The following is an 11458-nucleotide window of genomic DNA, read 5'->3' on the forward strand; positions in this document are numbered from 1 at the left end:
TTAGGTACAGCGCTGGCCAAATTCCTTCTTTGCCGAACATGGGCTGTTCTCACTCCTTGCAGCCCATGCGTCGGTCTGTCAATCCTCTAGGAGGTGGACCACCGACTGGAGAGCCGTATGCGGGAGATCCGCACCTTTTTCGTTGGCTATTTAAATCGATGATTTTGGAGGATTTTGGAGGTTTAAGCCTAATTTTTAAGATGGGCTAGAGGGGCGATGACCAATGACTTGGTCCAGGGAAAGCGAGATATTCTTGAAAATTTTGGAGAAGGCGATAGGAGAGATAAATTGTTTGGCGGAAAGGATAAGGAGCTGTGCCAGATGCAGTTTTCGAAAAGCTTGCAAACAGCCACTTCCCGGTGCCGGCTATCCCCTTGCCGATATTATGTTCGTTAAGGGTGCGCCGACCAAGCTTGAGGATTCAGAGGGCGTGGCCTTCTTTGGAAAGGTGGGAGAGGCTCTTTTTAAGGCCTTTGATAGGTTGAATATGGATATAACCGATGTTTACGGTACAAATGCCGTGAAATGTTTTTTACCCGATGTCCAAAGCGTGTCCATCGAACACGTTGAAGCATGCAAAGAATATTTGAAAACCGAGATAGAGATATTGGGACCCAAAGTTATCGTGGCCATGGGACCATTGGCCTTCACCTTTTTGAAATCGATTTCCTTAGAGGAACATAAAAATCCCTTCAGCCCTAGAAGAGTCGTTAGGTTGAGACCAGATATACAGGTTCTTATGACACACGAACCCGAGGGAGCCTTAAAGGATCCTCAGGCAAAGAGGGAATTTTGGCGAGATTTGGAGAGACTCAGGCAAATTTTGGGGAAGTAAGCCGAATCATCATTCCTCGATTTCGATGGCTCCCATGGGACATTCTTCCATGCAAGTCCCGCAACCTTCGCAAGCATCCTCATTGACAATGGTTACGATATCATCCGCCATTTCAAGAACCCCATTGGGACAGCTGTCGACACAGATACCGCAGCCGGTGCATTCTTCTTCATCTATTATGGGTCTGGCCATAATTTTCACTCCTTTTTCGTTCAAGGATATTTTTCTCTAACTTTATACAAGAATCGGGAGTTCTTGTAAAGGAGAATTTTAAAAAAAGAAGAAATTCTTCCCCCAAGGGTCATGGGAGATATTTTTAAAAAATCTTGACAATAATAGAAATCTTCACAATAATAGACTTAGATTTTATATTAAAAATGTACTTAAAATTAAGAATCAGGGGTGATTTAAATGGCAAAGCCCATAGGCATCGATCTCGGTACAACCAACTCTTGCATCGCCTATATGGAGGCAGGCGAATCCATAGTGATCCCCAATGCCGAGGGTGGCAGGGTAACTCCATCCGTCGTGGCTTTCTCGAAAACGGGGGAGATGCTGGTAGGGGAGATTGCTAAGAGACAGGCGATCACCAATCCCGATCGCACCGTTATCTCCATAAAACGGAGCATGGGCTCGGATTGGAAGAAGACCATCGACAACAAGACCTATACCCCTCAGCAAATTTCCGCCTTTGTCCTTCAAAAGCTGAAGAGGGATGCCGAGGCTCATCTGGGAGAAAAAATCACAAAAGCCGTTGTCACCGTTCCCGCCTACTTCCAGGATGCTCAACGTCAGGCCACTAAGGATGCGGGAACCATCGCTGGTCTGGATGTGTTGAGAATTATCAACGAGCCCACCGCGGCTGCTTTAGCGTATGGTCTGGAAAAGGGAGGCAAAGGACGCATTTTAGTCTTCGACCTCGGTGGGGGTACCTTTGACGTCTCCATCCTTGAGATCGAAGAGGGAGTCTTTCAGGTCAAGGCGACTAGCGGAGATAACCATCTGGGTGGAGATGATTGGGATCGGAGGATAATGGACTGGATGGCCGATGACTTCAAGTCCAAATATGGTGTGGACTTGAGGAAGGATAGGATGGCTCTCCAGCGCTTGAAGGAGGCAGCTGAGAAGGCGAAGTGTGAGCTCTCCTCAACTCTGGAGACGACCATACATCTTCCTTTCATCACCGCCACTTCGGAGGGTCCTCTACACCTGGAGATGAGCTTAACCCGCTCTCAGCTTGAGCACATGACCACCGATTTAGTCGAGAGATGCCGTGGTCCTGCCGTCCAGGCGATGAAAGATGCAGGACTTAAGGCGGGGGATTTCGATCACGTGATCCTCGTTGGCGGGGCTACACGGATGCCCATAATCCAAAGTCTGGTGAAAGATCTGACAGGGAAAGAAGCCCGAAAGGACATCAATCCCGATGAGGTCGTAGCCGTTGGTGCGGCGATCCAAGCGGGCATCATCATGGGTGAAGTCAAGGAGGAATTACTTCTCATCGACGTAACTCCGCTTTCCCTTGGAATTGAAACCAAGGGTGGTATAGCAACCAGACTCATCGAGCGCAATACCGCAATTCCCACGAAGAAGAGCGAGATCTTCACCACCGCTGAGGATGGTCAGACCAGCGTTGAGATTCACGTCGTTCAAGGGGAGCGCCCCATGGCTGCGGATAATGTGACCTTAGGTCGCTTCCATCTTTTGGGGATTCCTCCCGCACCAAGGGGAGTTCCTCAAATCGAGGTCGCCTTCGATATCGATGTAAATGGCATCGTCCACGTCTCCGCCAAGGACTTGGGCACTGGGAAAGAGCAGAAGATGACGGTCACCGGAAGCACCGCCTTGAGCAAGGAAGAGATCGATAAGATGATAAAGGATGCCGAGGCTCACGCTGAAGAGGATCGCAGGAAGAGAGAAGCCGCCGAGATTAAGAACAACGCCGATAACCTCGTTTACACCACTGAGAAGTCTCTGAGAGAGGTCGGCGATAAATTGCCAGCCGCCGATAGGGAGCGCATCGAAAGCGCCGTCTCTGAGGTGAAGGAGGCTCTCAAGACCGATGATATAGAAAGGATTAAGAAGGCTTCGGATGAGCTCATGCAGGCTTCCTATAAGATCGCTGAGGTACTTTACGCCCAGCAACAACAGCAAGCTCAAAGCGCAGGCAAAAAGGAGACCGGAGGCGATGAAGGCGTCGTCGATGCCGAAGTGGAAGAAGACGAAGAGAGGAAGAAGAAATAATTTCTCTAATTTAGGAGGGGCTTCAAAAGGAGGAGATGAAAATGGCCATTATAAGATGGGATCCATTTAGAGATTTTCTCGCCCTTCAGAATGAAATTGGAAGACTTTTCGAGAGGACCTTCGGTTTAGAAGAGAGACCTCGTTTGGGCAGGTGGGCTCCAGCCATCGATATGTATGAGATGGATGACAAGCTCGTGGTCAAGGCAGAGCTGCCTGGACTCAAAGCGGAAGATGTGGAAATACATGTAAACGAAGATTCTCTAACTATTAAAGGCGAGCGTAAATTCTCCGAGGAGGTAAAGGAGGAGAATTATTATAGAATTGAGAGGCGCTATGGAGCTTTTGAACGGGTGATTCCACTTCCCACGAGCGTCAAGACGGCGGACGTCAGCGCCACCTTCAAGGATGGTATCCTCGAAGTTACCTTACCCAAAATCGAGGTGGCAAGACCGAAAAAGGTTAAGGTCAAAGTTCAACCAAAGTAAGTTGAGTGGCAATGAATTGAAGTGGAAGCCCCTCCATTCTTTGTTTTGGAAGCATCTTGAGTCGGGAGGAGAGGTGAAGTAAGTGACAGAGAAAGAGAAGATCGAAGGAAAAGGGACAAGAAGAGAAACCCTTCCACAGGGCGAAGAAACCTGCGAGGAAGGAACCAAGAGAGTTTCAAGGAAAAAGACCAAAGTGGGTAAAGAAGATTTAGCAACGCTTGAGAAAAAGCTTAAGGCGAAGGAAGCAGAAGCTACCGATTATCTGCATACCTTGAAACGACTTAAAGCCGATTTTGAGAATTTTAAGAAGCGCATGGTGAAGGAGCAGACTCAGTTTTTGGAGATGGCGTCACAGAATATAATCATGCAGCTGCTACCAATCCTCGATAATTTGGAGAGAGCATTGGAAGCCTCTCGAGAAAATAAAAATCCCGATAATTTACTCAAGGGCGTGGAAATGGTCCACTCCCAACTCAAGGGCATTCTCGAGAAAGAGGGCTTAAAGATCATCGATCCCTTGGGAGAAAAATTCGACCCCTTGAGACACGAAGCCCTTATGCAAGTTGAAAGCGATGAACACAACGAGGATACGGTGGTTGAGGTTTTGCTCAAGGGCTATCTTTTGAAGGAGAAGCTTCTTCGACCTGCAGCGGTCAAAGTGTCCAAGAGGCCGCCGATCGACGATAGCCAATAGCTTCAAATTCAAAATTTAAAAATCAAAATGCAAAATGACAAAGTAAAATTCAATTTTTGATCTTTGCATTTTAAATTGGTGAAATGGTGTGGTGAGTTAAGTGTTCGGTAGAAGATATAAGGATTACTATAAAATCCTTGGAGTTAGCAAAGATGCCACTCAGGAGGAGATCAAGAGGAGCTATCGGGGACTTGCCCGTAAATACCACCCTGACGCCAATCCATCCAATAAAAAGGAAGCCGAGGAGAAATTCAAGGAAGTAAACGAAGCCTACGAGGTTTTAAGCGATCCAAAGAAGCGTCAGGAGTATGACCAGGGTGTTCGCTTCTTCGAAACGGGATTTTCTCCCTTCAGGGATTTTGGTTTCGAGAGACCCTTCGGTGACTTTGAGTTTTCGGACATATTCGACATATTCAGGGATTTTGGATTTAGACGAGAATACCCTCAAGCTGGAAGGGACCTATATTACAATGTCAATCTCTCCTTTGAGGATGCGCTTAGAGGGACAACCACAAGCATAGATCTCAACGAAGAAGTGAGTTGTCGTACATGTGGAGGAACTGGGGCGAAGCCCGGTACCTCACCCGTGGTCTGTCCAGTCTGCGGCGGCAAGGGAATGGTTGCCTACAATCAAGGTTTCTTTAGCCTCAGTCGAACCTGTCATAAATGCATGGGTCGGGGAACGATAATAGAAGCTCCCTGTCCCACTTGTCGGGGGGCGGGTACCGTAGAGCAAACCAAAAGGGTGGAGGTGAAAATACCCCCCGGTGTAGAGGATGGCTCCAAGATAAGGTTGAGAGAGAAGGGAGAGCCAGGAGTAAGAGGTGGACCTCCTGGAGATTTATATATCATCACCAACGTAGCTCCGCACTCGTTTTTTAAGAGGAAGGGTACTAATATTTTGCTCGATCTACCGATCACACTCACCGAAGCAGCCCTAGGAGCTAGCATCAAAGTACCCACCGTAAATGGTACGGTTTCCTTAAAGATTCCACCCGGCACCCAGGACGGGCAGATTTTCCGGTTGAAAGGGAGAGGAGCTCCTCGGCTCCATGGTTGGGGGCGTGGCGACATGTTAATAACCATTCACGTGGTCGTTCCCACCAAGCTAACTTCGGAGGAGAAAGAGCTTTTGGTCAGATTCGCCAATAAACGTAAGGAAAATCCCAGAGAACATCTGGAGAGGGCGATGACCAGGGGTTCTTGAGGTGGTGATCACTATGAAGAAGAAAAAAGAGGAGGATTTCAGGGATATCGATATTCCGGTATATATGATCAGCGTGGCTGCCAAGCTAGCGGGCGTGCATCCACAGACGCTAAGGATCTATGAGCGGAAAAAGCTAATTAGACCCAGCCGCACACCTGGGAGTACGCGACTGTACTCGGCCGAGGATATCCAGAGGCTCAAATACATTCAACGGCTCACCCAGGAATGTGGGGTAAACCTCGCCGGGGTGAGGCTCATCATGGATCTCAGGCGAGAATTGGAGGTTATGAAGAAGGCTCTGGACGAAGCCGAGAAAAGGTTTGAGGATTTTGAGCGGGAAGTGGAGGAGAGGATGGAGAATATCCGCCGAAGTCATCGGCGGGATTTGGTTCTCATTCCACGAGGTGAAATCGTAAGAAGGTAATTATGGAGTGGTGAGGATGAGATTCGATAAATTTACGGTGAAGGCTCAGGAGGCAATCGGTGATGCCCAAAGGGTGGCTGAGGATAGGAACCACCAGCAGGTGGATGTAGAGCACTTGCTCCTTGTCCTTCTTCAGCAATCCGAGGGTGTTGTCTCCACCATTTTAAAGAAGCTGGAGATAAGCCCCGAGGCGATCAAAACCGAGGTTGAGCGAGAGCTGGAAAAGACTCCCAAGGTATATGGACAGGTGGGAACGATATACGTTACCCCCCGATTGAAGAGGGTCTTCGATCTCGCTTTCGCCGAAGCCGAGAAGTTAAAAGACGAGTACGTCAGCACTGAGCACCTACTTATGGCAATAATCGAGGAAGGGGGTCAGGCATCCTCAATCCTAAAAAGATTTAGTTTAACCAAGGATGCCCTGTACGATGTTTTGGCGAAGGTTCGGGGACATCAAAGGGTAACCGACCCCTTCCCTGAGGACAAATATCAAGCACTCGATCGCTACGGGCGCGACTTGGCCGAACTCGCTCGGAAGGGGAAATTAGATCCGGTCATCGGAAGGGACGACGAAATCAGGCGGGTGATTCAGGTCCTTTCCCGGAGAACGAAGAATAACCCAGTACTTATGGGAGATCCAGGTGTGGGCAAGACGGCCGTAGTCGAAGGCTTGGCACAGCGCATCGCAAGTGGAGACGTTCCCGATGGTCTTAAAAATAAGCGGATCATCGCATTGGATATCGGTGCTCTCATTGCGGGCACGAAATATCGTGGGGAGTTTGAGGACAGGCTCAAAGCAGTTCTCAAGGAGATAACCGAGGCACAAGGCCAAATCATTCTATTCATCGACGAATTGCACAACATAGTTGGGGCTGGAGCTGCGGAAGGAGCGGTTGATGCTGCCAACATGTTGAAACCGATGCTCGCTCGGGGCGAACTCCGTTGCGTGGGGGCAACGACCATCGATGAATATCGCAAGCGCTTGGAGAAGGATGCTGCCCTTGAGCGGAGGTTCCAACCCATCCTCGTGCGGGAGCCCTCCGTAGGGGATACCATAGCCATCCTTAGGGGGTTGAAAGAGCGTTACGAGGTCCATCATGGAGTGAGAATCACCGATCCTGCGATCATAGCCGCCGCCACCCTCTCCGACAGGTATATCAGCGACCGATTTCTCCCGGATAAGGCCGTTGATCTCATCGACGAAGCGGCTTCTCATTTGCGCATTGAGATGGATAGCATGCCCTCCGAAATCGATGACATTGAAAGGAAGATCAAGCAATTGGAGATAGAGAGGCAGGCGCTCAAGAAGGAGAAGGATAGAGCATCCAGGGAAAGATTGGAGAAGCTGGAAAAAGAGCTCGCAGAACTCAAAGAGAAGGGCGATCGAATGAAGACTCAATGGCTCAAGGAGAAGGAAATCATTTCCCGTATTCGAGAACTCAAGGAAAAAATCGAGCAAACGAAACTTGAAGAACAGAAGGCTGAGAGAGAAGGCGATCTTGAAAAGGCTGCAAGGCTCAGATATGGCGAGCTCTTGGAACTGGAGTGTCAACTGAAGGAGGCAAACGAGAAACTGCTAAAGCTTCAAAAGGGTCCCAGGATGCTCAAGGAGGAAGTTGATGAGGAGGACATCGCAGAGGTTGTCTCCAAATGGACTGGAATCCCCGTCTCCAGGCTCATGGAGGGAGAAATCGAGAAGCTCATCCTCATGGAAGAGCGCCTTTCCAAAAGGGTTGTGGGGCAGGAGGAAGCGATAAAGATCGTCTCCGATACCATCCGAAGAGCTCGTGCTGGTTTGCAGGATGTCAGTCGTCCCCTCGGTTCCTTCATCTTCCTCGGTCCCACGGGTGTGGGGAAAACTGAGCTCGCCAGAGCTTTAGCCGAATTCCTTTTCGACGATGAAAGGGCCATGGTCAGATTGGATATGAGCGAGTATATGGAGAGACATACCGTTGCCAGACTCATAGGGGCTCCTCCTGGATACGTGGGATATGAAGAGGGAGGGCAACTCACCGAAGCCGTGAGAAGAAGACCATATTCCGTTATTTTGCTGGATGAAATAGAAAAAGCCCATCCGGAAGTGTTCAATACCTTGCTCCAGATTTTAGATGATGGTCGGCTGACCGATGGGCACGGGCGCACCGTGGATTTCAAGAACACCATCGTCGTCATGACCTCGAACCTGGGCACGGCGCATCTCCAAAAGGTGGCTGTGGGATTCGCAAGGACTGAAGAAGGATTATCCAACTATAATGAAATGAAGAAAGTGGTCATGAGCGAGTTAAAAAAGGCTTTTCGCCCCGAGTTCTTGAATCGTATAGATGAGATTATCATCTTCCATCCTTTGACCCTGGGAGATATCAAGAAGATCGTTGATATCCAAATTGGATACCTCAAACGTCGCTTGGCTGAGAAGAAAATTAGTTTAATTTTAAGCGAGGGAGCAAAGGAATTCTTGGCCAAGGAGGGGTTCGATCCCAACTTTGGGGCAAGACCACTGAAGCGAGTCATACAGAGAGAAATCCAAAACCCATTGAGTTTAAAGATACTGGAAGGGGAATTTAAAGAGGGCGATTGCGTAGAGGGCGATTGCGTAGAAGACAAAATTGTTTTTCTGAAGCGAGAGAGGGTGAAGGCTGCAAATTAGGATCCCAACAATGTTGTCTCCCTTTGAGATTGAATTTTTGGTCAGGTAATTATACTTGAGGAGTGAGGTGAGTTTACCTCGCTCCTTTATTGTTTTCCGACAGATAAATTTGGTGAGGCATTTAAATTCGGGAAGATTCTTTAGAAATATCGAGGAAAGAAAGAGGTTTTAGAGTGTGGATTTAGAATTATGCTATATTTGGATTTTTACTTAAATTAGGGATAAATTTTGAGAGCTCAAATGGTTGGTTGTGAAAGGAGTGACAGAGATGCAAGAAATACCAACTCCCCCCGAGCGTCCAAAATCCAGTACTGGGATAGAGCCAAATGTAGCCAGACTTCTTTGCTATCTTTTGACCTGGCTTACTGGGCTTATTTTCTATCTGATTGAGAAGGAAAATAAGGATGTCCGATTCCATGCCATGCAAGCTATTCTTTTCGGAGTAGCTATAATCGTGGTTGGGATCGCTATCGCCATCTTGGGAGAGATTCTAACCTATATTCCCATCATCGGCGCGATAATCTATATGCTACTTGGGGCGGCTTATAGCATTGGCGTTTTTGCTCTGTGGATTATTTTGATGATCAAAGCTTATCAAGGGGGAAGGTATAAGCTTCCAGTCCTGGGCGATATGGCAGAGAAATATGTTTAAGGAGGTGATTTTATTGCCCACGCTCGTAAAAAGGATCGGAGCCTGGTCGGTTTTTAAATTCAGTGTAGTTGCCTACCTCATATTTTTCCTGATATTCTTCATCTTTGTCGTCCTTGGTTACCTTGTGGTTTTGAGCACGGGCATGCTCGGCGCTGAGGGAAGGGAAGCCATGGAAGCTCTTCAGGCCGCGGGCATAAGCGGTGGGATAGCTTTGGTCGTCTTCTTCTTTATGGGGATATTCTTTTGCATTTTCAACGCCGTCTTCAATGCCATCGTAGCTTTAATTTATAATCTCACAGCCATGATAACCGGGGGCATCGCGCTCAACCTCGAGGAGAAAACTAAGATTGAGGAAGTGAGGAAGTGAAGGACGAGATCAAAAACTTTAGGGATTTACCAGTGTGGCAAAAGGCGCATAAGTTGTTTTTAGAGACCGTTGAAGATGTAAATAAATTCCCTAAAAATAAAGTGGCAATATTCTCGTCCAACAGCTTCTTCGTTCAGTTTCTTCCATAAGTGCCAATATCGTCGAAGGATTTGGTAAAAACAAGGGTAGGGAATTCCAGCGTTATTCGATAATAGCACGTGGTTCAACCACTGAAAGCCAAGATTGGTTTCTAAAATGTGAAGCCGTAGGTTTTATTGATAAACCCACCTTTGAGAAACGCTTTCTTTCATGCGAAGAGATAAGAATAATGCTTAACTCATTGGTTGGAAGTTTAAGAAAGAGTCTTGAATCACTCTGATGAGGTTTTCAATTTTACCTTTGAGTCCCGAGGAGACGCAAGCTTTCCCATCCGAGGTAATGATCACGCCCTCTAAATCCTTGGTTTGCTCGATAAAGTTCATGCCTTTCGGGTAACCCATTACAAAGATGGCGGTGGATAAAATATCGGCTTCAGTGCAGCTTCTGCTGGTGACCACCGTGACACTCATCAATCCCTCAATGGGCATCCCCGTTTTGGGGTCGAGTATATGGTGATACCGCCGACCCTTCTTTACGAAGTACCGTTGATAATCGCCAGATGTGCTCACACTTTTATCATCCCTGAACTTAAGGATGCCAATGATTTCTTCTTCGCCCTTTTTTGAGCGAGGATGCTGAATACCGATTCTCCATGGTTTACTCCTCGGCTTCGAGCCAATTACACGGGTTGTACTCCCCGTGGTGACCAGGGCTTGAGATATTCCATGCCTTTTTAGAGCCTCTATTGCTTTATCCGTGGCGTATCCCTTAGCTACTCCACCCAAATCCAATCTCATCCCCGGTTTTTCCAGTTTTACTAAGTTGTTTTTTCTGCCGATACTTATGCTTTTTAAATCCAGCAATGGCAATTTTTCATCCAACTCCACTTTGGTGGGAATGTGGGGTTTTTTTTCAAAGTTCCACAGTTGGGTCAAAGGTCCCACGGTGATGTCGAAGGCCCCCGCGGTTTTCTGACCATATGCTTTGCTCAAGGAGACGACCGCAGTTACTTCGGATGAGACTCTTACCCCTTTTTTACCTGCATTTTGGTTTATCTTTGAGATTTCGCTTGAAGGGTCGAAAAAATTCATCAATCTGTGGACTTTTTCCATCTCACTCATGGCCTCGTTCACTGCTCTCTCAACACGTCCTTGGTCTTTTCCATAAGCCTTAATCGAAACATAGGTACCCAAAAGAACCCTCTCCTTCACATAGGGCTCTTGGGTATAGCCCTTAGCCCGGAGTGCCCACCAGAGAATCAAGGCCATTAGCCCAATGGAAAGAATCAAAATCCATCGATTTTTTCGCAGCGAAGATAGTCTTGGCATATCTTTGGAAGATATCTCCGGGTTTTTAGGTGCTTTTATAGGGAATATAACATATGTTATAGTAAATAAGTAAATATGAAAGGATTAGATGGCGATAGATATGAAAATCGAGGAGGTTAAAAAGAAATATAAAAATGAGTTCAAGCAATCATTCATAACCTACCTCAGAGAAGTTATGTTGATGGCTTATTGGGCTTGAGTTTTCTTAGGAATATTAAAATATACATCGATTTTAGGACAGGTGTTTTGGAAATAGATTAAATAATAGATAGGTGTGTCCCTCCTTTTTTTCTTCTGGTCTTGTCTTGAGTTCCTCATACCTCTGAATAACTTTCAATCAAACCAAATTCGCCATTTTTGGCCAGAAGGGTTATAATTCATGGATGTAATAGAACTATAGGCTAGATGTTAATCTCAATTGAGCTCATCTCAAATTCAAAATTCAAAATGAAAAGTGCAAAATGACAATCCAAAAT

12 protein-coding genes are annotated in these 11458 nt (G+C 47.1%); 10 read left to right on the plus strand and 2 right to left on the minus strand.

Annotation, left to right across the window (positions count from 1 at the left end; genetic code table 11):
- Positions 1–223 precede the first annotated feature (223 nt).
- Positions 224–835, plus strand: coding sequence for a uracil-DNA glycosylase (locus QMD66_07610; GenBank protein MDI6822692.1), 612 nt, complete (start codon positions 224–226; stop codon positions 833–835).
- Positions 836–844: 9 nt separating this feature from the next.
- On the opposite strand, the gene QMD66_07615 is transcribed toward QMD66_07610, so the two are convergent.
- Complete coding sequence (locus tag QMD66_07615) at positions 845–1027, minus strand: 4Fe-4S binding protein (protein ID MDI6822693.1); 183 nt, start codon at positions 1025–1027, stop codon at positions 845–847.
- Between the two features lie 219 nt (positions 1028–1246).
- Here QMD66_07615 and dnaK point away from each other — a divergent pair, with 219 nt between their 5' ends.
- The 9 genes from dnaK to QMD66_07660 all read left to right on the plus strand — a co-directional run bounded on the left by dnaK (position 1247) and on the right by QMD66_07660 (position 9704).
- Positions 1247–3079, plus strand: coding sequence for a molecular chaperone DnaK (gene dnaK / locus QMD66_07620; GenBank protein MDI6822694.1), 1833 nt, complete (start codon positions 1247–1249; stop codon positions 3077–3079).
- A gap of 41 nt (positions 3080–3120) precedes the next feature.
- The gene (locus tag QMD66_07625) at positions 3121–3564 is read left to right on the plus strand and encodes an Hsp20/alpha crystallin family protein (GenBank protein ID MDI6822695.1); all 444 of its coding nucleotides are present in this window, start codon (positions 3121–3123) and stop codon (positions 3562–3564) included.
- Between the two features lie 82 nt (positions 3565–3646).
- Entirely contained in the window at positions 3647–4258 is a 612-nt protein-coding gene (grpE, locus tag QMD66_07630) for a nucleotide exchange factor GrpE (protein MDI6822696.1), read from the plus strand.
- A 100-nt stretch (positions 4259–4358) separates the two neighbouring features.
- Positions 4359–5465 (plus strand): molecular chaperone DnaJ, encoded by a 1107-nt coding sequence (dnaJ, locus tag QMD66_07635; protein MDI6822697.1) that lies wholly within the window; start codon positions 4359–4361, stop codon positions 5463–5465.
- 13 nt (positions 5466–5478) lie between these two features.
- Positions 5479–5889, plus strand: coding sequence for a helix-turn-helix transcriptional regulator (locus tag QMD66_07640; GenBank protein MDI6822698.1), 411 nt, complete (start codon positions 5479–5481; stop codon positions 5887–5889).
- A gap of 16 nt (positions 5890–5905) precedes the next feature.
- The gene (gene clpB / locus QMD66_07645) at positions 5906–8536 is read left to right on the plus strand and encodes an ATP-dependent chaperone ClpB (GenBank protein MDI6822699.1); all 2631 of its coding nucleotides are present in this window, start codon (positions 5906–5908) and stop codon (positions 8534–8536) included.
- A gap of 268 nt (positions 8537–8804) precedes the next feature.
- Entirely contained in the window at positions 8805–9188 is a 384-nt protein-coding gene (locus QMD66_07650) for a DUF4870 domain-containing protein (GenBank protein ID MDI6822700.1), read from the plus strand.
- 13 nt (positions 9189–9201) lie between these two features.
- Positions 9202–9555 carry a DUF3566 domain-containing protein gene (locus QMD66_07655; GenBank protein ID MDI6822701.1) on the plus strand — a complete coding sequence of 118 codons (354 nt, stop codon included), beginning with the start codon at positions 9202–9204 and terminating at the stop codon, positions 9553–9555.
- Positions 9552–9704: a hypothetical protein gene (locus tag QMD66_07660; GenBank protein ID MDI6822702.1), complete on the plus strand. Its 153-nt coding sequence runs from the start codon at positions 9552–9554 to the stop codon at positions 9702–9704. The genes QMD66_07655 and QMD66_07660 overlap by 4 nt, the downstream gene beginning before the upstream one ends.
- Positions 9705–9887: 183 nt before the next feature.
- Here QMD66_07660 and QMD66_07665 read toward each other — a convergent pair whose 3' ends face one another.
- Positions 9888–10982 carry an FAD:protein FMN transferase gene (locus QMD66_07665; protein ID MDI6822703.1) on the minus strand — a complete coding sequence of 365 codons (1095 nt, stop codon included), beginning with the start codon at positions 10980–10982 and terminating at the stop codon, positions 9888–9890.
- Positions 10983–11458 lie beyond the last annotated feature (476 nt).

This window comes from Actinomycetota bacterium (genome assembly GCA_030018275.1).
Classification (GTDB): Bacteria; Actinomycetota; Aquicultoria; order Subteraquimicrobiales; family Subteraquimicrobiaceae; genus Subteraquimicrobium.

Coding starts and splice junctions, on each gene's coding strand:
- QMD66_07650 (MDI6822700.1), top strand. CDS start 8,805: ATGCAAGAAATACCAACTCCCCCCGAGCGTCCAAAATCCAGTACTGGG.
- QMD66_07625 (MDI6822695.1), top strand. CDS start 3,121: ATGGCCATTATAAGATGGGATCCATTTAGAGATTTTCTCGCCCTTCAG.
- QMD66_07610 (MDI6822692.1), top strand. CDS start 224: ATGACTTGGTCCAGGGAAAGCGAGATATTCTTGAAAATTTTGGAGAAG.
- QMD66_07665 (MDI6822703.1), bottom strand. CDS start 10,982: ATGCCAAGACTATCTTCGCTGCGAAAAAATCGATGGATTTTGATTCTT.
- QMD66_07615 (MDI6822693.1), bottom strand. CDS start 1,027: ATGGCCAGACCCATAATAGATGAAGAAGAATGCACCGGCTGCGGTATC.
- QMD66_07640 (MDI6822698.1), top strand. CDS start 5,479: ATGAAGAAGAAAAAAGAGGAGGATTTCAGGGATATCGATATTCCGGTA.
- dnaK (MDI6822694.1), top strand. CDS start 1,247: ATGGCAAAGCCCATAGGCATCGATCTCGGTACAACCAACTCTTGCATC.
- clpB (MDI6822699.1), top strand. CDS start 5,906: ATGAGATTCGATAAATTTACGGTGAAGGCTCAGGAGGCAATCGGTGAT.